Annotated in this window: 20 protein-coding genes; 10 read left to right on the top strand and 10 right to left on the bottom strand. The window is 41.6% G+C overall.

Features of this window, described 5'->3' with window-relative positions; genetic code table 11:
- Positions 1-90: 90 nt before the first annotated feature.
- On the bottom strand, positions 91-1431 hold the full coding sequence (locus ACMX3D_RS27350) for a TIGR03279 family radical SAM protein (RefSeq protein WP_482748916.1): 1341 nt from the start codon (positions 1429-1431) through the stop codon (positions 91-93).
- Positions 1432-1665: 234 nt separating this feature from the next.
- On the bottom strand, positions 1666-2625 hold the full coding sequence (locus ACMX3D_RS27345; protein WP_482752440.1) for an undecaprenyl-diphosphate phosphatase: 960 nt from the start codon (positions 2623-2625) through the stop codon (positions 1666-1668).
- 350 nt (positions 2626-2975) lie between these two features.
- Between ACMX3D_RS27345 and ACMX3D_RS27340 the strand changes: the two genes are divergently transcribed.
- The 3 genes from ACMX3D_RS27340 (at position 2976) to nadB (ending at position 6344) form a co-directional block, all read left to right on the top strand.
- Positions 2976-3755 carry a DUF3120 domain-containing protein gene (locus ACMX3D_RS27340; protein ID WP_482748915.1) on the top strand — a complete coding sequence of 260 codons (780 nt, stop codon included), beginning with the start codon at positions 2976-2978 and terminating at the stop codon, positions 3753-3755.
- Positions 3756-4050: 295 nt separating this feature from the next.
- On the top strand, positions 4051-4479 hold the full coding sequence (gene psbU / locus ACMX3D_RS27335; protein ID WP_482748914.1) for a photosystem II complex extrinsic protein PsbU: 429 nt from the start codon (positions 4051-4053) through the stop codon (positions 4477-4479).
- Between the two features lie 188 nt (positions 4480-4667).
- Positions 4668-6344, top strand: a complete 1677-nt coding sequence (gene nadB / locus ACMX3D_RS27330) for an L-aspartate oxidase (RefSeq protein WP_482748913.1) — start codon at positions 4668-4670, stop codon at positions 6342-6344.
- 173 nt (positions 6345-6517) lie between these two features.
- Here nadB and ACMX3D_RS27325 read toward each other — a convergent pair whose 3' ends face one another.
- The 4 genes from ACMX3D_RS27325 to btpA all read right to left on the bottom strand — a co-directional run bounded on the left by ACMX3D_RS27325 (position 6518) and on the right by btpA (position 12228).
- Complete coding sequence (locus ACMX3D_RS27325; protein WP_482748912.1) at positions 6518-6757, bottom strand: hypothetical protein; 240 nt, start codon at positions 6755-6757, stop codon at positions 6518-6520.
- Between the two features lie 766 nt (positions 6758-7523).
- Entirely contained in the window at positions 7524-9722 is a 2199-nt protein-coding gene (locus ACMX3D_RS27320; protein WP_482748911.1) for a CHASE2 domain-containing protein, read from the bottom strand.
- A gap of 528 nt (positions 9723-10250) precedes the next feature.
- Positions 10251-11234 carry a vitamin K epoxide reductase family protein gene (locus tag ACMX3D_RS27315; protein ID WP_482752439.1) on the bottom strand — a complete coding sequence of 328 codons (984 nt, stop codon included), beginning with the start codon at positions 11232-11234 and terminating at the stop codon, positions 10251-10253.
- 145 nt (positions 11235-11379) lie between these two features.
- Positions 11380-12228 carry a photosystem I biogenesis protein BtpA gene (gene btpA, locus ACMX3D_RS27310; RefSeq protein WP_482748910.1) on the bottom strand — a complete coding sequence of 283 codons (849 nt, stop codon included), beginning with the start codon at positions 12226-12228 and terminating at the stop codon, positions 11380-11382.
- A 650-nt stretch (positions 12229-12878) separates the two neighbouring features.
- On the opposite strand from btpA, the gene rimO reads away from it, so the two are divergent.
- A complete protein-coding gene (rimO, locus tag ACMX3D_RS27305) occupies positions 12879-14204 on the top strand; it encodes a 30S ribosomal protein S12 methylthiotransferase RimO (protein WP_482748909.1) in 1326 nt (441 codons plus the stop codon).
- Positions 14205-14252: 48 nt separating this feature from the next.
- Entirely contained in the window at positions 14253-15779 is a 1527-nt protein-coding gene (locus ACMX3D_RS27300; protein WP_482748908.1) for a DEAD/DEAH box helicase, read from the top strand.
- Between the two features lie 178 nt (positions 15780-15957).
- Here ACMX3D_RS27300 and ACMX3D_RS27295 read toward each other — a convergent pair whose 3' ends face one another.
- Both ACMX3D_RS27295 and ACMX3D_RS27290 read right to left on the bottom strand, forming a co-directional pair.
- Positions 15958-16908, bottom strand: coding sequence for an aldo/keto reductase (locus ACMX3D_RS27295; protein ID WP_482752438.1), 951 nt, complete (start codon positions 16906-16908; stop codon positions 15958-15960).
- A 142-nt stretch (positions 16909-17050) separates the two neighbouring features.
- Positions 17051-18376, bottom strand: coding sequence for a PmeII family type II restriction endonuclease (locus ACMX3D_RS27290; RefSeq protein WP_482748907.1), 1326 nt, complete (start codon positions 18374-18376; stop codon positions 17051-17053).
- Positions 18377-18461: 85 nt separating this feature from the next.
- On the opposite strand from ACMX3D_RS27290, the gene ACMX3D_RS27285 reads away from it, so the two are divergent.
- The 5 genes from ACMX3D_RS27285 (at position 18462) to ACMX3D_RS27265 (ending at position 22903) form a co-directional block, all read left to right on the top strand.
- Positions 18462-18719: a hypothetical protein gene (locus ACMX3D_RS27285; protein WP_482748906.1), complete on the top strand. Its 258-nt coding sequence runs from the start codon at positions 18462-18464 to the stop codon at positions 18717-18719.
- A 42-nt stretch (positions 18720-18761) separates the two neighbouring features.
- A complete protein-coding gene (locus tag ACMX3D_RS27280; RefSeq protein ID WP_482748905.1) occupies positions 18762-20195 on the top strand; it encodes a BCD family MFS transporter in 1434 nt (477 codons plus the stop codon).
- A 56-nt stretch (positions 20196-20251) separates the two neighbouring features.
- The gene (locus tag ACMX3D_RS27275; protein ID WP_482748904.1) at positions 20252-21058 is read left to right on the top strand and encodes an inositol monophosphatase family protein; all 807 of its coding nucleotides are present in this window, start codon (positions 20252-20254) and stop codon (positions 21056-21058) included.
- Between the two features lie 206 nt (positions 21059-21264).
- Positions 21265-21834, top strand: a complete 570-nt coding sequence (locus tag ACMX3D_RS27270; protein ID WP_482748903.1) for a hypothetical protein — start codon at positions 21265-21267, stop codon at positions 21832-21834.
- 109 nt (positions 21835-21943) lie between these two features.
- Positions 21944-22903 carry an MDR/zinc-dependent alcohol dehydrogenase-like family protein gene (locus ACMX3D_RS27265; RefSeq protein ID WP_482748902.1) on the top strand — a complete coding sequence of 320 codons (960 nt, stop codon included), beginning with the start codon at positions 21944-21946 and terminating at the stop codon, positions 22901-22903.
- A gap of 121 nt (positions 22904-23024) precedes the next feature.
- On the opposite strand, the gene ACMX3D_RS27260 is transcribed toward ACMX3D_RS27265, so the two are convergent.
- Together ACMX3D_RS27260 and chlG are read right to left on the bottom strand one after the other, a co-directional pair.
- Positions 23025-23312, bottom strand: a complete 288-nt coding sequence (locus ACMX3D_RS27260) for a hypothetical protein (protein ID WP_482748901.1) — start codon at positions 23310-23312, stop codon at positions 23025-23027.
- A 185-nt stretch (positions 23313-23497) separates the two neighbouring features.
- Complete coding sequence (chlG, locus tag ACMX3D_RS27255) at positions 23498-24547, bottom strand: chlorophyll synthase ChlG (protein WP_482748900.1); 1050 nt, start codon at positions 24545-24547, stop codon at positions 23498-23500.
- Positions 24548-24685: the final 138 nt, after the last annotated feature.

Below are 24685 nucleotides of genomic sequence, written 5' to 3'. Positions count from 1 at the left end.
CCTCACTTTATTTAGTATTAGACAGTACTTATTATTTATTATTCAGCATATCAATAAACTACCTCCGAAAAACAACTGATGTTTTTATATTTAAGCTGCAACTTGTTCATTAATACAGGTAGTGATTAATTCTTCTACTCCTGATACTGGAAAAATTTTGGTATTTAATTGTCTGGCTAAATCCTCAACTCTGACATCATCTAAAAAGACTAATTCCCCATGTTTGAGCATGACATTTGGCAGCAAAATTCCATCGCCTAAATCTTTTTCTTTGAGATTTAAAAGTAAATCATGTCCTGTTAGTAATCCGGTGACACTAATAGTTTGCCCCCAGTAATCACTAGCTAAAGCCTGCATATTTACTTCTAAACCTTCAACAGAATTCAGGCGTTGCAATATTGGTTGAAATGCTTTTTCAACGGCGTTACCTACGACCCAAGTAAATTTTCTTGGAGGAGAAATTTTTGTTGGGAGTAATTCAGCCGCAGCAGATGCAAATTGCTTGAGAAATAACTGAATAGAACCGACACCGTTATCAATTTGGGGATAGTCTTCGTATTCCGCTTCTGTTGGTAAGTCTTCCCCCGCAATTAAAAACCATTCATCGGCTAACCAGACAACATTCGAGCCAAATTGCTGGCGAAATTGCTGTGCGAGCGATCGCACTTGGGCAATCACTTCTTGCGCTTTTTCTCTAGTTACAGGTATCAGTTCGTCTTCTTGGGGACGAAACCGCGTTAAACCCACTGGCACGACTGCCACCGATGCTACAGCAGGTACATCACCAGTATAAAATGACGCTAAATCCTTTAATGTTTGTTCCAAGTGTTTGCCATCATTGATACCGGGGCAAACCACTACTTGGGCATGAATTTGCAATCTTCTTTTTTGGAACCAGCGCAATTGTTCCATAATTTTTCCCGCCCGCTGATTTTTCAGCAGACGGATTCTCACTTCAGGTTCAGTAGCGTGAACCGACACAAACAAGGGAGACAAGCGCATTTGTTCAATCCGCTGCCATTCCCGTTCTGGTAAGTTGGTTAATGTCAGGTAAGAACCATACAAAAAACTCAAACGATAATCATCGTCTTTTAAATACAAGCTTGAGCGCTTACCTGGGGGTTGTTGGTCAATAAAGCAAAACGGACAGCGATTATTGCACTGAATTAAAGCATCAAATAAAGCAGTTTCAAATTCCAACCCTAAATCATCGTCATAGTCTTTTTCAATTTCGACGTGATGAGTTTTGCCAGCAGTATCTAAAACTTCGAGTTCTAAAAATTCATCCGCACAGAGAAATTGATAATCAATTAAATCGCGGGGACGTGTACCGTTAATAGCAACGATCGCATCCCCCACCTCAAAACCAATTTCAGCGGCGATGGAGTTGGGTAGTACCTTGGTAATTTTGGCAGGACGAAGGTTAGTCATGAGTCAAAAGTCAATGGTCAATAGTCAATGGTGAGCCAGTGCGTTGGGGAGACAGTGCGTTGCGGAGGTTCCCTCCGTTGTCGCAACTGGCGTCGGGTTTCCCGACTCCCTCACTGGCGAACCCGAAGGATCAATAGTCAAAGTCATTACTACAAACTCTGCACTATTGACTATGTTAGTCATGAGTCAACACTCAATTATTACTATGGACTCTGGACTATTGACTTTTAACTATTAACTATTTTTCAACATTCCCGCACCAATGGCACTCAAGATGGCTACGCCAAATGCTAGGCGATACCAAATGAATACCCAAGTGCTTTTGGTTTTGAGGAAGCGGAGTAAGCCAGCGATGGATATGTAGGAAAAAATCGTCGCAGAAATCACCCCAACAATTAAGGGGACTATTCCCGTACCGCTAATATCTGCTAAAACGTCTTTTAACTCTACTAACCCTGCTAGGGTAATGGCGGGAATGCCGAGTAAAAAGGAAAATCTCGCGGCTGTTTCCCGTTGTAAGGTCATAAATAACCCGGCTGTCAGGGTAGAACCAGAACGGGATACTCCAGGAATTAACGCCAAAGATTGCGCTAAACCCATTAATAGCCCATCATTCATGGTCAGTTGTTCAAAGTCCCGTTGCCGCTTGCCGAGTTTTTCTGCTACTCCCAGCAATAGGGACATTCCTATTGAGGCGATCGCGATCGCGCCGATGCTTCTAATGGGCGAATTGTCATAATCTGGAATAAATCTTTTGATTAACAAGCCAAAAAAGACAATTGGCAAAGTTCCTAAAGCAATTCCTAATGACAAGCGCAAGTCATAATCAGCATAATCTTTTTGGGCGATCGCTCTGAATGCTCCGGTGGCAATTCGCGTCAAATCTCCCCAGAAATACCACAGTACAGCGGCAATACTACCAAGCTGAATCACCGCCGTAAACGCCACTCCCGGATCGCCCCAACCGAGAATTACCGGCACAACTTTTAAATGGGCTGTACTACTAATAGGCAAGAATTCGGTCATTCCTTGCACAAAGCCTAAAACAATTGCTTGCAAAATATTCATTTGTTGCACTCCACCAGCCCCTGGGTTGGGTGGACTACTCAGGACTTGCAACGGAAATACTGCAACTGCAAAAATTGCCGATGCAGCACTTATAAGCATGAAACATTGACGTTTTGATAAAGCCATCAGTTTACCTGCGATCGCTGTGATTACAACCAATTACACAAACATCTATCTAGGCTAAATTCCAGGACAATTACCCAATCAAGCACAGGACTTATGCAAAAAGTTTATCTGTTGAGACTGGATGTAAGGGTGTAAGGGTTTTGAAAATCTACACCCCTACACCCATTTTTCATATCCCCACACAAGAGAAGAATCCAGAATCCAGGATACAGAATTCTGAATTATTTAGACTTTTTTCTGGGCGACTTAAAACTTACGTAAAATCTAAGTAGAATAAATATGCCCCCAGGGTGGATTTTTTAGGTATGTTATCTTAAATAAGATAAAGTTTAGTTACAATTATTAAAACTTTGGTTAATAATACATTGTTTAGTTACAAAGCTTCTACCGCCGCTATAGATAAGGAATTACCCGTAAAGAACGCTGGGCAGCTAGGTATAGAAGAATTAGAATCTACACTTTCTGCATCACCATCTTTACCATTATTAATATCGTCCCGACAAACTTGGTTAGTGTTGGCGGCGGCAGTGTTTTTAGTATCAGTACCAGTATTTATTGAAGCACCACTGGTGCGATCGCTACCCAGTCTCAGTTTAGGGATGACCGGATTTTGGGTGTGGTTGAGTTTTCGCTTAATGTCACGTCCTGCAACTTACCTGTGGGGGGATTTGCTTTTAGGCTTTAGCTGGAGTTGGTTAGCAGGATCAATTTACTGGGGTTGGTTGCGTTGGGAACCTGTATGGCATTTACCAGTAGAATCTATCGGCTTACCATTCGCTTGTTGGTGTCTAGTCAAAAATTGGTGCAAAATTGGTAACTGGTTTTATTTAGGTTCCTTGTTCGGTACAGTCTTAACAGATGTATATTTCTACATAGTTGATTTAATGCCCTATTGGCGGCAAATTATGCAAGTTGAACCTGATGCAGTGTCGCCTATTTTACAAGCTGCTGTCACTCAAGTTCAAACACCTTGGGGGCAAGCTTGGGCAATAACCCTTGCATTAGTGCTATTAACAGCTGGGATTTTACCTTTAAGTTACCAGCAACGACACTGGTATGCTTTTGGCGGTGCAGTTTTAAGTACTATTTTGGTAGACGGCTTATTTTTGTTAGCTGCCAGTATTGCTTGAAGTGCTGAGTGCTGAGTGCGTTGGGTAGATCCGCCGACTCCCTCACTGGCATTGCGGAGTAAAAAGAGCATCCCCTAGCCCCTATGCCTCTCGCCCCTGTTTTGACAAGTAAATATTGTTGATATTAATACGCTGTATATTAGTTTCTGATGACTGCTGTGTGTTGATTGAGCTATCAGTTCTGAGTTAACAGTTGAGAGTCCAGAGTCATAAAATATGCCTCAAAGATTATAAACTGTTGACAGCTGTCAGCTTAAAGCCATTATTCAGTTTGATGGAAAGAGGTAAAAAAGTCGTGAAAAGATTGGTGCGTTTATTAACAGTATTTAGTTTGTTGCTTGGTTGTTGGGGATGGTTAGGTACAACTGAGATAGCCCAAGCTGCTGGTATCAACAGTCTGGCGCTGCCACAAGTGCCTGTTTTGGCAGTAGAGTTCCGAAACAAAGCAGATGCTAAATTAGCAACGGAATTTGGTAAAAAAATTGATTTGAATAACACCAACGTCCGCGCTTTCCAAAATTACCCCGGTCTGTATCCTACCCTGGCTAAGAAAATCATCAAAAATGCTCCTTATCAAAAGGTAGAAGATGTTTTAGAACTGCCAGGATTGAGCGATCGCCAAAAACAAATCCTACAAGCTAATTTCGATAACTTCACCGTTACCGAACAAGAATCTGTCTTCAACGAAGGAGACGATCGCTTTAACAACGGTATCTACAGATAATCTCAATTATCGTTAATGTAGAAAAAAGTAGTCCACTCCCAATTGTAGGGAGTGGTTCTCTTGTAGCTGAGTGCTGAGTGCTTTACATTGAGAGACTTGTACCGAGCGAAGTCGAAGTAAGCCGAAGTGTGAGTGCTGAGTGCTAAGTTTTTAAAGAAATATCCTAAAACCTCCCCCTGTTTCTCACCTTGTCTGAAATAGAAATTCCTCGCCAATTTGATGTTATAGTGGTCGGCGCTGGAGCCGCTGGACTGTACACAGCACTGTGTTTGCCAGAGTCTTTGCAAGTCGGCTTGATTACCAAAGAAACAGTTTCTTTGTCTGCTAGTGATTGGGCGCAAGGTGGTATTGCTGCTGCGATCGCTCCCGAAGATTCTCCACAGTTACACATTGAAGATACAATCCAAGCGGGTGCAGGTTTGTGCGATCGGCAAGCGGTGGAATTCCTCGCGCAACAAGCCCCTAGTTGCATTCAATCTTTAGTAAATTTGGGCGTAGCTTTTGACCGTCACCGTAACACCTTAGCTTTAACTTTAGAAGCTGCCCATTCTCGCCACCGCGTTCTCCATGCTGCTGACACCACAGGTAGAGAAGTCACAACCACCTTAACAGCGCAAGTGTTACGCCGCAAAAATATTCAAGTTATCCAGCAAGCTTTAGCTTTGAGTCTGTGGCTGGAACCGCAAACAGGGCGCTGTCAAGGAGTTAGCCTGTTTTATCAAGGCGAAATTACTTGGGTGAAAGCCAAAGCTGTGGTTTTAGCAACTGGCGGTGGTGGTCAAGTATTTGCCCAAACTACTAACCCTGCTGTGAGTACAGGTGATGGCGTGGCGATCGCTTGGCGGGCTGGGGCTATTTTGCGAGATTTGGAATTTGTGCAATTTCACCCCACAGCTTTGACCAAACCAGAGGCTGATCGCTTTTTAATTAGTGAAGCTGTCAGGGGCGAAGGCGCACATCTGGTTGATCATACTGGGCGACGATTTGCTTTTGACTATCACCCAGCGGGGGAACTTGCACCCAGAGATGTAGTTAGCCGAGCAATTTTTAGCCATCTCCAACGTACTGCGGTTGATCCAGCTACAGCTCATGTGTGGTTGGATATGCGTCCTATTCCCCCCGACAAAATTCGGCATCGCTTTCCCAATATCATCAAAGTTTGTCAGCGTTGGGGAATTGATGTCTTTAATGAGCCAATTCCGGTGGCTCCTGCTGCGCATTATTGGATGGGTGGGATTGTGGCAGATTTACAAAATCGCACTAACATTCCGGGTTTATACGCTGTGGGAGAAACCGCCAGCACTGGAGTACATGGGGCCAACCGTCTAGCAAGTAACTCTTTGCTGGAATGTATTGTGTTTGGCGCACAGATGGCAAATATGCAACTAACAGATATTAAACTGGAAGCGGATATCTCAGAGTTACCCTTGCGTGAATTTAGTTTAGATGTGAGTGATTGGCAAATTAAGCAAGCACAGATAGAAGCATTGCGAGAGAAATTACCGCGTATAGTTTGGCAAAGTGCTGGCATTTGTCGAGAACAATCACGATTAGATGAGGCGATCGCAACTGTAGAATCTTGGCAACAAGATTTTGCTATTTTACCTTTGAGTCAATTCTTACTTTCCTTACGCCCCAATGAAACTGTCAAGTTCAAACTACCAGATATAGAACGACAATTAAGACTTTGGGCAGAAACACGCAATTTACTAGATGTAGCTTATTTAATTCTCAAAAGTGCTGCTTTTCGGAAAGAGAGCCGGGGCGGACACTACCGCATCGATTATCCAGAACCAGATCCTAATTGGCAAATACACACACTTGTACAAAAACTCCACTGGAGTAAATCTCTGCCTTTAAGCTAATTACTTATAGCGAAGTGCTGAGTGCTGAGTGCTGAGTAAAAACTCAGTATTTACCCTACGAGAAGCCGCTCCACGTCTACATAGGTTTCAGCAATCAATATAGTCCTAACATCTGCTTTGACTGCCATATCAGCAAAACTCCTTACCTCTTTGTGTCGCTAATTAATATAAAACTAGCGTGTACCGCTACCATGCTCACTGTCGGGAACGCCATAGTTGGGCGGAACATAGACATCTTGTAACCCAGACTGAGAATTCACATTGGATGTCATTAAGTTATTGCTGTCTGTATTCGTCAAACCATTAGCCACTAAATCGCTGAGATTGGCTCTAGCATCAGCAATTTTAGGAATTACCAGACAGGCGCTTACACACAATATTAAAATGCTCGTGATTCTTAAGTTCATAACCATAAAGCTTTTATCCAGTTCCTGCATTCTGATTACACCCGATACTTTTTTTACCTACAGTTGATTCGGTCTTGGTTTCTGAAAAATTTAAGCTTTAGTAAATTTTTTATTTCTAAAGATAATTATTTGAGTGTAAAGCTGTGACCATGAAACCTGCTCAACACTTAAGAAATATACCTAAATCTCCTTTATAGACATCAGTCTAAAGTTAGAACTCATCACAACCCAAGGTGCTAGAAGTTCATCAATTACCTCTAAAGTAATGCTCTAGAATATAAAGATTTAATGATTTCTTTATTTTTGTACGGTTTAAACCTCTCTTGACTCGTAAAAAAAAATACAATACTGCTCAGTATTTACGTGGTAAATTTGACACTCCTCAGCAAATCTCAGGAAAGTAATGGGGAAAATTGATTATTTTTTGATTTTTTTATGAAAATTTAATTTATAAAACTCAGTATAAATCAAAATTACTCTAAGTACTGTTACTCATATACAAAATTTTCAGCACTCTGAAGTAAGACTTGCTAGAATTTCATACTGCTCATTTTTTATAGTACAATTGTATCATAAAAGTACCTATGCATACATCTTCAGCCATTTTGAACAATGGCTCATTTGTCCCCAATTTTAATTAGGGGGTATAGAACTGTTGCTTCCCCATCGTGCTGGAAATCGCCTTCAGGCGACACTTCTGCGTCGCTAACGTGAAAGACGGTAATTTGACTCACCAAGACGAGGGTTGGTTTCAACTGTTCCCTGTTAATAATCAAGCCAACTCATAACGGTTTTTACCTAAGTGTTTGGCACGGTACATAGCTGCATCTGCTTGTTTTATCAATGTTTCCATATCTTGGCTGTTCATAGGGTAAACGCTGATACCAATACTGGCAGAAATTTTCGTAGTGTATCCTGACAAAACAATTGGTTCAGTAATGCTGGCTAAAATTTTTTCTGCGACTCTAGCAGCCACTTGTACATCAGGAATTGCCCGTAAAATGACAGTAAATTCATCACCACCCAAACGGGACACAGTATCGCTACCACGTAAACAGTTGCTAAGTCTCTGGGAGACAATTACTAGCAGGCGATCGCCCATATCATGCCCCAAGGTATCATTAATTTGTTTAAACCCATCCAAGTCAATAAACAATAGTCCCAGCAATAAATTATTTTTTTGCGACCACTGCAACGACTCATGAAGTTGTTCAACAAAGAATTTACGATTAGATAAACCTGTCAGGGGATCATGATAAGCCAGATATCGTAAGTGGTCTTCTTTGAGTTTTAATTCTGTATTAGAGCGAAATAACTCAGCAGCTGTACGCCTGAGTTCTTCTTCCATCAGCTTGCGCTGAGTAATATCTCGAATTACACCAACTAAAAAGAAATTGCCCGCAGCATCTTTGTGGAGCGATCGCTTTGTTGCAATTAGATGTGTTTTACCTTTTGCATCAGTAAATTGCTCTTCATTTTCTCGCGGCTTTTGTGTTAGAAAAACCAGATTGTCTTCTTGTCGAAAAATATCAGCTTCATGTCGGGGAAAAAATTCATAATATGACTTTTCTAATAACAAACTATCAGGATAGCCAATAAATTGACAGTAAGCTTCATTTAAAACAATCCATTGATGTTTTTCATTTTTTACAAAAACTGGATCAGGAATAGAATTAATTAATTGATGTAAAAATTCTTTGGAACGTTTCAACTCTTCTTGCATGTAAGCAATATGAAAGAGCATCCAAATAGATGCGCTGCTAAATGTTAGCAGTCCTGGAATAAAAGGTAGCCACCAACCATACAAGAAAGCTATATAGCTACTACAACATAGGATTAATAAAGATAGTAAAAGCCTAGGAATACTTTTACTGAAAGATTTAATCCGCCAAATTATTGCTGATCCCAGATAAGACCAGGCAAAAATCCATAGGTATTCCCAGAATTTAGGCCAAACTTTTAATAAAGGTCTTCCTTCAATGGCAGAGGAGATTAATTCACTAATAAAATAAGCTTGCAATTCAATACCAGCAACTGGCTTTGCTGCACCCAGCATTTGACTAGAATGGGGAATAAAGACAAAATCTTGCAGACTGGCAGCAGTTGAACCAATCAATACAATGCGATCGCGTATCCAACTAATTGGAACTCTGCCATCAAGTACATCACTCATCGATACTTGACGATAACTACAGAATTCGCCAGAAGCTTTGTAACATGAAGGTTTGGGAAAGTTAGCTAAAATTTGATAGCCTTTATCATCAGCCCTGACATAACCACCATCATTAGCTCTAAAAGGAGTAAATACAGCCTTACCTAAACGTAAATAGTCAAGGTCTTTAGCAGCTTTTTGCGGTGTAATTTTCTCTGCTTGTAAATACAATAAAGCTAACTTCAGAGCAAAACTTTCGTAGTGTTGATTGCCAATATGTAAGTACAACAAATTACGCCGTACTTTGCCATCGGGGTCGTACAGTACATTATTAAAACCTACTTGCTTTGAATTCAGTTTTGGTGGGGGTAAAACACGCGTATTTTGGTTCTGTGTTAATAGTTGAATGCCAATTAAATTGGGCATTGAGCGATAAACATCAACTAAATCCTGGTGTCCTGGATTTACAGGCAAATCTCGATAAATATCTAAGCCAATAGCACGAGGTTGATTAACTTGCAGTTTCTGCAATAACTGAGCAATAACACCATCAGGAATCGGCCAAGCGCCCACTCGACGCAAAGAATCTTCATCAATCGCTACAATCGTGATGCGATCGTCTGGTTGTTCGTTTGGACGTAAGCGAAAAAATTGATCTAACCCTGCTAATTCTAGGGATTGAAACATTCCTACTGAGCGCAAAAGTAAAATGCAGGCTGCAATGCTACAAGCGACGACTAATTCTCTATTTTTTCGACCTAGCGGTTGTTTCAGGTGCAAGATTAACCTGACAAAACGCTTGCCTAGCTGCTTACTCATTCCCATTACCTAGTGGGGAGAAAAACTTTTAATTGGTACAGTTATTAATCAGCAATCAAATACTCAGTAATTATGCTTTGTATATCAATGTGTTCATTGTTCAAAACACTTACCAGTACGGTTATGTTCCAACAAATAATTTGAAATAGTGTTAACAAATTAGGATTCATGATGACTGATAATTAAGCAAAAATTACGTACCGATGAGGAACGGGTTCGGTATAAATATTGATTGCTAATAACAAAAGTATATTTTCGTTGCCTAAAAAATGACAAATATTTTATTTGGGTAATTAGACTGAAAAAATAAACATTTTGATATAGCAAAAAGCACAGATGATAGAAAATTCTGAAAGCATGAATGCCAGGAATATTAATATTTTTACCTCCCGCATCCTGCTATAGTTTTGTTGTAACTTATACTAACTTTAGCAATCACATTGGCAAAAAAATAAGCCAACTGGGAACATATTGTTACATTCAGCCAGTTGACTACTGTAGGTAATCTCTAATTCTTACTGACAGCGATTACTTAAAATATTTGAAATTTGTTGGGCCTGTATAACCAGTAATCTTTGCCAGTTCTGTTAAATTTTGGACTCCACTATAAGTTTGACCATTGATGATCCAAGTAGGGAAGGCTCGGATTTTTGCTGCTTGGCATAATTCTGGTTTCCCTTTAGGACTATCAGCAGCACACTCTACTTTAATATTATCGTTAATGATTTGGTAAGCTTCTTTACCAAAAATCAGCTTTTGTTCGTGGCAATGAGGACACCAGTAGGCAACATATTCTTTAGCACCTGCTTTCACTAGATGTTTTGCTAAGGCAATTTCTGCCTCACCAGAAGTTGTGGTAATTTCCCAACCAAATTCTGGGTTAGGAGGTTGTGCAGGTGTAAAAGTAATTTTTTCTTGTCCAGGTGTTGAACCGGGTATAGTACTTGATTGGTTCACACCAGCATATACACCTAAAGTACCAATCAGTGTCACCATCCCCACAATAATGGCGGTAAATAAAATTTGTCCAATATCTTCCCAAGTACGGCCAATAATTGTGAGAACTAACAAACTAACGGAGAACAAAGCCGAAGCTATACAGTAAGGACACAATGCTTTGATGTGGAAAGCCAGCACATACATTAAGTAGCCGCTGAAAACAGACATTGCGATCGCTCCCACCAACAACAGCAACCATGTCAAGTTTTCTATCTGTTTACGTTGGTTGTTTTTCTCAGATTTCAATACCAAGGGAGCCAAAGCCAAGATCACCATACCGATGTATGCCAAAAATCCAAACAAAGCTAGTGGCTGACCGAAAACTGTAGCCCAAGCACTAGAAAGTACATCGTTACAGCCTTTAGTACCAGCTTGTGCTACACAAGCTGCACTACCTCCTGTGAGTTTTTCTATGGTGAGATAGCCTGTAACCAAAGCACCACATCCGGCGATCGCGGCAATTATTGGGCGCGACCATTTATGAATCCAAGGAGTAGAACGGCGGCGAATCATAACTGCAAAGTATGAAGTATGAAGTACGAAATATGTAGACACCCTTTGGGTGGCTTCCCGGAGGGTAGTATGAAGTGTGAAGTACAAAAGCCTTGCAGGTTTCATGCTTTAGTCTTTAGCCTTCCCACTTCCAACTCTCTACAGTTTAAGAATGTAATTTTATTTGTTCCGCTGATTTGCTTGTGCTTTTGGAGTTCCAACTGCGACGTGCAGCTTCGACAAATTGACTGACGCGAATCGGATCAATTGGTTGCTCAATCCGACCATGACGTTTTAAGGAACTGGAAACTATCACACCATCTGCTGCCTGCAACAGTGTAGCAATATTTTCCCAACTAGCTCCACTACCGATAAATACAGGTGTACCGTTGGCTGCACCACAAGCTATTTCCAAATCTTCCTGATTAGGCGGACTACCTGTAGCCCAACCAGATAAAATTACTGCGTCTGCTAAACCTCTTTCAATGGTGTCTTTAACGGCGACTGTCAGATTCGGAGAACTTAAAGGCCGGGCGTGCTTAACTAAGACATCAGCCATGATTTTGACATCCGAACCCAATTCTCGGCGATAACGCAGCAATTGATGGGCTTCGCCTTCTATTAATCCTTGATCAGTTGCCATTACTCCAGTTAGCACGTTAACGCGGATAAATTGGGCCTGCACACTACTGGCGATCGCGATCGCACTTTTGGCATCATTCCGCAACACATTTAAACCAAGAGGCAAAGTTACTAAATTTTGTATTCTTTGCACCACCACAGTCATGGCGCTCACAACAGCCGGATCAACCTGGTTTTTTGTAAATGGTGCATCGAAAAAATTCTCTACAATAATGCCATCTACCCCTCCACTGGCTAAGGCTGTGGCTTCTTGTTCGGCACGGTCAATTACTGCTTTGAGGCTACCTCCCCAGCGGGGCGAGGTGGGTAATGGCAGTAGGTGAACTACGCCAATAATTGGTGTACGAGTTTTAAAGATCTGATATAAGTCCACGTCTTCAAATATTATTCAGGGATTAGGGATTAGGGATGGAGCATTAGGGATTAAAATTCACCTAGCTCTTATTTTCTCGTCTCTCGTCCCTAGTTCCTTCATTAGGATAAATGGGTTTCTGGTATCTGTTTTACTACCTCCACCCGCAGATGGAATTTGGCATAAAACGTTCCATAAGATATGTTAAGATAAAACCTGGCTACAAGAGGAGTTTGCCACTCACAAGACGCAAGGCAGCTTCCCGTAGTTTAGGCATCTTGCCTAAGCATTAGGGTAGCATTACTGCTTGATTAGGCGTAGTCGCAAGCGCGATTTCCCTGAGGGTAGCGACTTCTCACAACCAGCCTTTTGGGCGGCTTCCCGACGGGTAAATTAACAACGCATACGCTGCGATAGTGTAAAATACTAACAAGCGAATTGTTAAAAAATATTACAAGTGTCCAAAATATTCAAAGACACTGCGATTTACCCTGGGAAACAGACTAATAGTAGACATATCATAGCATGACCTCAATTTCTCTAGGTCATAGAAAGACAGTTACTGGTAGTGGAAAAATCCACCTGGGCATTGTCAACGAAAAGGCGTGCATCACAAAGAGCAAAGTCATTGCACTTTGTGTGACCAGAAGAAAAAACCTCTAGATTAAAGTATGGGTGAAAAGCCAACAATAGCAATATCTCATTTGGGCTGCGAGAAAAATCGAATTGATACAGAACATATGCTAGGACTGCTGGTAGAAGCAGGCTATGGTGTAGATACAAATGAAGAGTTAGCAGATTACGTTATCGTTAATACTTGTAGTTTTATTGAAGCAGCAAGAGAAGAATCTGTCAGAACTTTAGTAGAATTGGCAGAGGCTAATAAAAAAATCGTAATAACAGGCTGCATGGCGCAGCACTTTCAAGAGCAATTATTGGAAGAGTTGCCAGAAGCAGTAGCCGTGGTGGGTACAGGCGACTATCACAAAATCGTCAATGTCATCGAGCGGGCAGAACAAGGAGAGCGCGTTAAACAAATTAGCGCCGAACCAACTTACATCGCTGATGAAACCACACCACGTTACCGCACAACAACAGAGGGTGTGGCCTACCTGAGAGTGGCTGAAGGATGCGATTATCGGTGTGCGTTTTGTATTATTCCTTATCTGCGAGGTAATCAGCGATCGCGTACCATTGAATCGATTGTGGCGGAAGCTGAGCAGTTAGCCAGCCAAGGCGTAAAAGAAATCATTCTGATTTCTCAAATCACGACTAACTACGGATTGGATATTTACGGCAAGCCCAAATTAGCCGAATTACTCCGAGCCTTAGGGAAAGTGGATATACCTTGGATTAGAATGCATTATGCCTATCCCACAGGATTGACCCCAGATGTAATTGCGGCAATCCAAGAAACCCCCAACGTATTACCTTACTTGGATTTGCCTTTGCAACACTCTCATCCTGAGATTCTGCGCTCCATGAACCGTCCTTGGCAAGGACGGGTGAATAATGAAATTATTGAGCGCATCAAAACTGCACTACCAACAGCAGTATTGCGGACAACATTTATTGTTGGTTTCCCAGGAGAAACCGAAGAGCATTTTGAGCATCTACTCAACTTCGTGCAGCAGCATGAATTTGACCATGTTGGTGTTTTTACCTTTTCACCAGAAGAAGGAACCCCCGCTTACAGTCTGCCCAATCAGTTACCTCAAGAAATCATGGACGAGCGGCGGCAAAGACTCATGGCACTTCAGCAGCCCATTTCTTGGCGGAAAAATCAACAGGAAGTCGGCAAAGTAGTTGATGTCCTGATTGAGCAGGAAAATCCTGAAAGTGGGGAATTAATTGGTCGTTCAAGCAGAAGTTCGCCAGAAGTTGATGGTCTGGTGTATGTCACAGGCGCAGCGAAATTAGGAACTATCGTACCAGTAGAAATTCGCAGTGCTGATACATACGACCTCTACGGTCAAGTTGCCCACAGTTACAAATAGATTTCGATTTCCAGTCTAAAAGTCTAAAAACAAAATCTAGGAGAATTGATGACTCTTTCGTTTATTGAACTAGGAATTTCACAAGAACGCGCAGAACTATTAGAAAAAATTGGTTTTACCGCACCTACTAACATTCAAAACCAAGCCATTCCTCAATTGTTGGCAGGTCGAGATGTAGTAGGACAGTCTCAAACAGGCACAGGCAAAACGGCCGCTTTTTCCCTACCAATTTTAGAACGGCTGGATGTGAGCCAAAGAGCAGTACAAGCTCTAGTGTTAACACCAACCCGTGAATTAGCTATTCAAGTTCATGATGCTGTTAGCCAATTTATTGGTAACAGTGGCTTACGGGCTTTAGCAATTTATGGTGGTCAATCAATTGACCGTCAAATTATGCAACTCAAGCGGGGCGTTCACATCGTTGTCGGTACTCCCGGACGAGTGATTGATTTGCTAGAGCGCGGTAGCTTGAAATTAGATCAAGTGAAGTGGTTTGTGTTAGATGAAGCCGATGAAATGTTGAGCATGGGCTTTATCGATGATGTGGAGAGAATTTTGTCACAAGCACCCCAAGAACGGCAAACAGCATTGTTCTCCGCCACAATGCCCCCGTCAATTCGGATGTTGGTGAACAAGTTTTTGCGATCGCCTGTTACAGTCACCGTTGAACAGCCAAAAGCTGCACCCAACAAAATCAATCAAGTTGCTTACCTGATTCCCCGCCACTGGACAAAAGCCAAAGCTTTACAGCCAATTCTGGAAATGGAAGATCCAGAAACAGCCTTAATCTTTGTGCGTACCAGAAGAACTGCGGCAGAACTTACCAACCAACTGCAAGCAGCTGGTCACAGCGTAGATGAATATCACGGTGATTTGTCTCAGCAAGCCAGAGAACGTTTATTAACTCGCTTCCGCAATCGCCAAGTGCGCTGGGTAGTAGCAACTGACATTGCTGCACGCGGTTTAGATGTTGACCAACTATCTCACGTAATTAACTACGACTTACCTGATAGCGTGGAAACCTACGTGCATCGCATCGGTCGGACTGGTCGTGCTGGTAAAGAAGGTACAGCCATCACCTTAGTTCAGCCCTTTGAGCGTCGCAAACAGCAAATCTTTGAACGTCATATCCGCCAAAGCTGGCAATTACTGTCGATTCCCACACGGGCGCAAATTGAAGCACGGCACATCAATAAATTGCAGGAGCAAATCAGAGAAGCCTTAACTGGTGAGCGGTTAGCTTCGTTCTTACCCATTGTCAGCGAATTGATTGAACAGTATGATGCTCATGCGATCGCTGCTGCTGCACTGCAACTTGCTTATGATGAAACCCGTCCCGCTTGGTTAAGCTCAGAGGTGGAAATTCCAGAGGAAGTTCCTGTTGCTAAACCCAAAATTGTGAAACAGCGTCGGGAATTTTCCGGCGACAGAAACCGTTCTTGGAACAAATCAGACGCTAACAACGGTGACGAAGACAGACGTTCTACTCCCAAACCCAAGCTGCGTCGCCGTGAAACTCCTGTTTCTGCCAATCAAAAGCTAGGTTCATCTACAGCTAGAGAATCAGCTTCTTAGTCAAGAGTCATTAGTCAATGGTCAATAGTTATAAGTGACTGACTGTTGATCATTAGCTTTGACTGCTAACAGTTTCTATCAGCTTGTAGGAACATAGACAAAGATGTTTTTTCCATAGTCTTATGTTCACTATTGCAGACTGAGAGCAGCTACAAGCTGAATATTTACCATTTAAGAGTTAATTCAACCAAGGACGAGTAACTTTTTCTATTTCTGCGATTTCATCGTTGTTTAATTTCCAGCCTAAAGCACCAGCATTTTGTTTTACTTGTTCGGCTGTTTTTACCCCAGCGATAGGAATAACATTACCTTGAGCAATTAACCAGTTGAGTGCGACTTGGGCAGGAGTGCGATCGCGTTTTTCTCCAATCTCACGCAATAAAGATATCACTGGTGCAATTTTTTGCAAGCCTTCTTTACCAAATTTTGGATCTAGTTTTCTACCACCGCTTAGTATTTCGAGATTTTCCGGCGTATATTTGCCTGTGAGTAATCCTTGGGCTAAAGGACTGTAAGCTAAAATTGTTACACCAAGCTCACGGGCAGTTGCGATAATACCCTTACTTTCTACTTGGCGAGTCAGTAAAGAATAACGTACTTGGTTTACTGCTAAAGGAACACCCCTAGCTGCTAAGATTTGATGGGCTTCTCGCATTTGGGCGGCTGAGTAATTACTGACACCGACTGCGGCAATTCTCCCTCGCTTCACTTCATCCGCTAAGGTGTTCATCAGTGTTTCTTGACTTAAAAAGAAAGCAAACGGCCAATGCACTTGATACAGTTGAATTTTTTCTAGTTGCAGACGCTTGAAGCTTTCTGTTAACGCATCACTCACAGATTGTCCGGTAAATCGCCAAGGTAGAGGGCCGAATTTTGTGGCAACTTGCACAGGTTGTTGCGTCTGTTTGATGAATTGTCCTAAAAATTGTTCAGACAGTCCCATTCCGTAAACTTCTGCGGTGTCAAAAAAAGTAACACCCGCTTCTAAAGCTGCTGTAAAGGCTGCTTGTAATTGTTCTTGTCCGTAGTCACTGCCATAATTCCAAAACAGTTTATCACCCCAAGCCCAAGTACCAATACATAGGGGTGGAACAGTCGGGCCATTTTTGCCTAATGTGATGGTTTCCACGATCGCAATATCTATACGTTTACATTTCTTTACTTTTTTAGTGTAGCGTTGGTCAATGCTATGTGATATTTGTGCGATCACTCTTTACTATACCAGTCTTTTTTTACTCAGCTCATAACCGTTCATCTGTGCTAACTACTCTTCAAAATCCAGCGCATCTGCTAAATCTAGAGGTTCTTCTAAATCTGAATCTCTTCCTTCTAGTTCCAAGGTCAACTGTTGAGATACTGTTGAGCTTTGACTTAAAACCACCATACAAAGTTTTAGATATATGTATTGCAAAGCCCTCTAACAAATTGCCAAATATGGTTTCTTCCTGTGAAGAAAGAAATGCACTAATTATACTATCAACAAAATCTTGGGCGCGTTCAATATTTTTCGCCTTGAATAAATAAGGGTTTTTCCGTTTCAGAACATCTTTGAGTTTTAATTTGCTCAATTTCTCAAATCTTTTGTCATAGAAAGGTGTAAGAACATATTTAATCAAATAATCATGATAAATTTCAGAGTTTGAGCCAGTCACATTTAATTCCTCATAGTTTTGATTACTGTTATTTAAAACTTGAGTATGAGAAACTGCCGTTTTAATATTCAGTTCTGCTAATTCACAATATTCTCTTTTAATTTCAATTCCTACATAATTTCTGCCTAGTTCTTTAGCAGCTACGCAAGATGTTCCTGAACCTGCAAAGGGGTCAAGGACTACATCATCTACATCAGTAAATAGCTTGATAAACCATGAGGGAAGAGTTTTCGGAAAAGCCGCACTATGATTTTTATTTCCGCATTCAGTTGCTAAATGTAAAACATTTGTTGGATAGGCCATTTTCCGCTCTACCCAATTAGAAATATTTTTACTAAATCCACTGTCAACTTTAGAATTATCACGTCTTTTATCTGTCTCGCTCAAATTCTTGAGACGTGATTTTGCCCAATCTCCCATAGGAACCATGACAGATTCCTGATACATCTTAAATTTCTTTTGCTTGTTAAAGTGTAAACAACGCTCCCAAGAATCTCGAAAACGATTAGACCATTTGCCAGGATAACTATTTTTTTTATGCCATATATATTCCTCAGTCCATAACCAGCCTTGCTGCTGCATTCCTAAAATTAAATTCAACACGTATGAATGTCTTTGACCATCAACAACTTTCTCTTTAATATTAAGAATGAAGGAACCTTCTGGTTTGAGGACTCTTTTTAGCTCTAAAGCTCTTGCTAGAAACCAATCTGTATATTCATCGGGAGAAATTCCTCCATAGGTTTTTTTCCGACTATCAGCATAGGGAGGCGAGGTGATAATTAAATCAACGCTTGCAGAAGGCAGCTTTTGGAGTACTTCTAAACAATCACCGATAATCAGCTTATTCTTCCAAGTTTGTGGGTGATTCTGGTCAACGAAATCCAACTCTTGAATAAGAATTTCCTCAGATCCCAAGGTAATATTTAGTGCTGCTTCTGCCATTGCCGAACCTATTAGAATTAAATCTTGCTTGACCAAAATATACTAAAGATAAGTATGCAGCACTCTATACTACCTCAAAAGATGTATGAAGCGATGTCAGTCTTTTGATGAACTCAGCTATGATTGGCAATCAATTGCGTGTCGTACCAAATTAGCTGTATATGAAGCTCCACTGCACTGCTATATTACTATTTTAAGCCGTCCAATTACCACATCAAGCTCAGGCGATCGCTTGATTGCAACTACCGCAGTTTACTACCAGTTGACTTTAGCTACCGCCAAAACTCAAAATTCATCACCTGAAATAGCTGGGTTTTTGGAATATCGAACAGTTTATCTTTAATTAAAGAGAGACTATTTTGATAAACCATCAGAAAAAACAGCTATGGCAAGCGGTGAAGTGTTTGATAGTGAAACAAAATACCCAGTTGCGCCAAGAGTCAATTTACCGACTATGTTTCGGCTTGGCTTGTTTCAAATGGGCTTGAGTATGATGTCGATTTTGACTCTGGGAGTACTCAACAGGGTCATGATTCAAGAAATTGCGATTCCGGCGACTTTGGTATCGTTGGTGCTGGCTTTACCTGCGTTTGTGTCGCCTTCGCGGATTTGGTTTGGTCAGATATCTGATGCTAAACCGTTGTGGGATTATCACCGGACAGCTTATGTATGGGTGGGGGCGGCGATATTTGCGATCGCTGCTTTTTTAGCGGTACAAGTAATGTGGCAGTTAAATAGTGCTGCTAACATTTCTGGTGGCTGGAATTGGACAACTGACACTATCGGCTGGACTGCACTGCTATCTTTAATTTTTGCAATTTACGGTTTAGCCACTTGCGCTAGTGGTACAGCTTTTGCGGCTTTATTGGTAGATGTATCGGAAGAAGATAACCGTTCTAAAGTCGTGGGTGTGGTTTGGTCAATGCTGATGGTGGGAATCATTGTCGGCGCAATTATTAGTTCTAGCTTACTCAAGCAATTAACTCCAGAAGCAACTCCAGAAACATTACAGGCATCAATCAACCGATTATTTATGATTGTGCCAGCAATTGTATTTGGATTGGCGATCGCCGCAACTTTTGGCGTGGAAAAAAAATACTCCCAATATTCTAGCCGTTCCACATTAGTCAACCGCGAAGACAGCATTACCCTAGATGCAGCGTGGAAAATCTTAACAGCTAGTCCCCAAACAGGTTTGTTTTTCACCTTTTTAGTGGTGATGACGCTGTGCTTATTTATGCAAGACCCAATTCTAGAACCTTATGCCGGTCAGGTGTTTAAAATGCCGTTGGCGGAAAGCACCAAATTAAACATTTATTACGGTATGGGTTTGCTAGTTGCTTACGCTGTGGCTGGATTTTTGATTGTGCCACGTTTGGGTAAGCGCCGCAGCGCCCGTTTAGGTTGTATGTTGGTGGCTTTATGTGCCGCATTGTTGGGAATTTCGGGATTTACAGCCAATGTAGCTTTCTTAAAATTTGGTTTGGTGTTATTTGGTTTAGCCACTGGTTTCTTAACTACAGCAGCAATTAGCTTGATGTTGGATTTGACCGCAGCCGAAGCCGCAGGGACGTTTATTGGTGCATGGGGTCTGGCGCAGTCTATTTCTAGGGGTATTGCAGTGGTAATTGGCGGTACACTTTTGGATATTGGTCGCAGAACTTTGCCCAGTTTGGAATTAGCTTATGGGCTGGTATTTGCTTTAGAAGCAGTGGGAATGGTACTTTCAATTGGGTTCCTCAACCGCGTCAACATTACAGAATTTCAAACCAATACTAAGCAAGCGATCGCATCTGTTTTAGAAAGCGATCTAGACTGATTTTAAAGTCTGAAGTGTGAAGTCGGAAATGATTATCCCCACTCCCTAGCATTGCAATGAATGATTTTTGGTTAACGGTGCTTGATTTTGCCCAGACTACAACTACCAGGGTGGGCAAACAACTGATGCAAGATTTTGGACAAGTGCAGGCTTTACAAAAAGCTGATGGTAGTTTGGTAACACGCGCCGATAAATGGGCAGATCAAGAAATTCGGGATGCGATCGCCGCTAATTTTTCTGGTTATGGTATTCTCAGCGAAGAAGCTGACAAGACATTTCCCGGTACAGAATGGTGTTGGGTAATTGACCCCCTAGATGGGACAACTAATTTTACGCGGGGTATTCCGATTTGGTCGATTTCTCTGGCTTTGCTATATCAAGGTACGCCTGTTTTTGGATATATACACGTACCGCCATTAGGGCAAACTTTCCACGGGTTTTGGCAAGGTACATCTGGTTTAGCAACACCCACTGGCGCATTTCTCAACAATCATCCTATACATACCAGTGCGGATGCTCCCAGCAGTAATCACTTTTTTAACCTTTGTTCCCGCAGTACAGCAGTTATTCAACCAAAATTTCCCTGCAAAATTCGGATGTTGGGTGTGGCGAGTTATAACTTTCTCACCGTTGCGACTGGCGCAGTTTTAGGTGGAATTGAAGCGACACCAAAAGTTTGGGACTTAGCTGGCGCTTGGGTAATTGTGCAAGCGGCTGGTGGTAGTTGGAATTCTCTCAAATCTGAGCCATTTCCGTTGATTGCAGGAGAAGATTATAGCGATCGCTCTTATCCGACCCTAGTTCTCAGCCGCTCAGAATTGACTCCTGTGTTTGAACCATTTCTCAAAGACTTGAAAATTTAATTTCATCAGGCAACTTATCTGAAAGCCTACACCCAAAAAACAGGTGTAGGCTTTTATGCTCTAATTTAATGAAAATTTGAACTAACAATGTTTTTAGTATGAATCAACTTGTAATTATCCTGATCTATGTGAAAGACTAGTGTAGCTACTAAATTACATAATGTTGTAGTTAATATCACATTGAGTAAATTAGTATAAATAATTTTATGTTGTCTAATTTAGACTTAATTCGTGAGTTTGTAGACAAATCTATTCGGAAACAAGATGTTTTGTTGTCAAATTCTGCTTTAACAGCACAAACTGTCTATAAAACTAATCAACTAACAGCTAAGTCTCAAGGTGTAATTGCTACAGCCCAGTTAAATAATACATTTACTGAGTTTCTGCTTCAGGCAAAATCCTGCCATTGGGAATCAATGAATCAGATATTAGCAGAGTACGGTTATCTTATAAAAGGAGAGATAGATAATCGAGGTTGCTATCAATATCAATATTACGAAGTACCTAAAGGTTATCGGATGCACTGTACTAAATCTGTGTTGTTATGGCGTGCTTGGTGGAAATATCGCAAAAATGTTTTAAGAGGTGGAATTCCTTTAGATCTTTTGATTCAATATCGGGATTCATGGTATCCAATCAGGGATTTAACTATTAGTGATGGACTGCTTTATATCAAAACTTTAGGCAGTGAAATTGCAGTTCATTCAGAAGATTTGATCATTTGGTTAAGTAAAATCGACGTTAATTCTCATCAGGAGATGACTGAGTTGGCTTAGTTTTAAAATATTTTGGAACGCAGAGGAGCGGGGAGTTACGCAGAGTAGAGTTGTTGAAAAATTGTTATACTGTTCACCGATTAGTGCAGTATATACCAGTGAAATAGCGATGAAAGGACTCTGGCTCGAAAACAACCAACTGCAACTACGCACAGATATTCCAATTCCAGAACCGCAGCTAGGAGAAGCTTTGGTGCGTGTTTTGTGTGCAGGGATTTGTAATACTGACCTGGAGTTGAAGAGAGGTTATTATCCTTACACTGGTATTTTAGGACACGAATTTGTCGGTGTCGTGGTACAAGGCCCAAATAACTTGATAAATAGAAGGGTAGTGGGAGAAATCAATGCTGCCTGCGGTCATTGTCGTTTCTGTCGCCGAGGACAGCCGACTCACTGCGAAAATCGCACAGTGTTGGGCATTGTTAACCGTCACGGGGCTTTTGCAGATTATCTGTGTTTACCCGTAGAAAACTTACATCCTGTACCCGATAATGTGTCTACAGACATTGCAACTTTTACAGAACCACTTGCAGCAGCATTGGAAATTCAGCAGCAGGTGGCTTTGGGGGCAGATGACCGTGTATTAGTGGTTGGAGATGGTAAGTTAGGTCAACTGGTAGCACAGACATTGGCGCTAACTGGTTGCGAACTTTTGGTTGTGGGTCGTCATCAAGAAAAACTTGCTAACTTAGCGGCCAGAGGGATTAAAACGGGTTTGGTGGATACAGTTACAGAGAAGGCTTTTGATATTTCTGTAGAGTGTACTGGCAACCCTGAAGGATTTGCGATCGCTCGTCATGCTTTACGCCCTCGTGGTACGCTAGTACTGAAAAGTACTTACGTAGGCAACCTCAGTTTAGATGCGTCTTCTTTGGTTGTCGATGAAATCACTCTGATTGGTTCTCGTTGTGGCCCTTTCCCCACAGCCTTAGAATTGTTGGCAGCAGAAAAAGTGGACGTAAAACCCTTGATTCATGCCCATTATCCCCTAGCAGAAGGTCTTACGGCTTTTGAGGAAGCTCAACGTCGAGGGGTGTTAAAAGTATTGTTGGATGTTAGCGAAGTATGAAGTATGAAGTATGAAGTGTTAAGTATGAAATTTATACTTCATCTTCTTTTGGTCTATCGTTAGTTTGTCATTGATGACTTTCCCCTACACCCTTACACCCTAAACCCTTATACCCTCACCTTTAATACAAATAAGGATTAGTCTTCGGTTGATAGTCCATACAGTTGATTGCGTCTTCTGTGTTAGCAAGGGAAGGGTGTACAGTACACTTGAGGCGGTAGTCGGCTGTAAAAAATTGGCAACCTGGACATGGTATTTGATGCATTTGTTTGGCTGTAGCCACGCTATCCCGTGCCGCAGTCCACAGACTCCAAGCAACAATAATCATCAAAGTCCATGCACCAACAAAACAAATGGGTACTAGAAATTTTTGAATCCCGTGAATGAGAAATATAATTGCTTCCAACACGGCCAAACCTGATAAAAATGAATAGTTAGAAGTTATGTTATCGCGGGCTGAGGACTAAGTGCTGAGTCTTAAGTAGTATTCAAACTTCGTGATTTGTAATTAATCGAAGGGTATGAGAAGTTAAGGGTGTATGGGTGTAAGGATTTTGCTAACTTACAGTCCATACCCTAAACCCCACATTTTGATTAGACTCCAGCATGACCTAAGGCTAAACCTACAACCAGCATTCCAAGGACAAGGAATGGTTGGGCGCTGGCTTGGTATTTCACGTCATTTTTTAAGGGGTCACGCAGGAAATACATATCCTGGAAGGTGATTTGGGGAATGATTAACAGTACCAGGATGGCGGCGTATAAATTCTCGTGGATACTGACGAGATAAGCAGCCATAAAACCTTGAAATACATCAATCATCAATACACAAATCCAGGCGGCGGTGGTGACACCAAACATTACTGGTAATGATTTTAATCCTAACTGGCGATCGCCTTCGACACTCTTGAAGTCGTTAACAATGGCAATCCCCAATCCTGCCAAGCTGTAAATTAAGGTGAGAATCAGAACTTTCCAATTTAGTTCGCCGAACAAAGCATGACCAGCCCACCAAGGTAAGGCAATATAACTTGCGCCTAAAGCATAATTCCCCAGCCAGCCGTTTTGTTTTAGTTTCAGGGGAGGCGCAGAGTAAATGTAGGAAATAAATGAGCCAAAAACTGCTAGGGCTGCAACACTAGGAAATGAGTGACCTGCCCAGATATCCAGAATGTAAGCTAAACCAATCCCAGATACTAATAAGACTAAAATCTGGGTAACAACTTGGGGTACAGAAATTGCGCCGGAAGGAATGGGACGATAAGGTTCGTTGATGGCATCAATTTCGCGGTCGTAAAAATCATTCATGGTCTGGGTGTAACCAGCCAACAACGGCCCGGAAAGTAACATACAAGCTGCGGCTTTCAAGACATTTTCTAGAGTCCAAGTATAGTTACCTGAAGAAGCTGCACCGCAGACTACGCCCCAAATTAAGGGAATCCAAGTAATGGGCTTCATCAATTGCAGGCGGATTTTCCAAATAGAAGTTTCTCCGGGTGCTGCACCTTTCATTCCTAGTAGCTGCCGAGTTTTAGCAGAGCGTTCGCTTGTTGCTACTGTTCCTGCTTCACGAGAATTATCTATTACTGAGTCTACTGCCTCAGCCGGGTTGGAATTGGGGGGTATAGGAGTTGATTCAGACATAAGATTATGTATGGGAAAGTATGAAGTATGAAGTCTGAAGTCTGAAATTTTATAGCAATGACATCAACAGATGATAAAACTTAGACATCAAAAGGCTTTTAACCCTGTCCCCTGTCCCCTGTCCCCTGTCCCCTGCTA

Source organism: Anabaena sp. TISTR 8404 (assembly GCF_056847745.1).
This window is presented reverse-complemented; position numbering and strand designations above follow the sequence as displayed.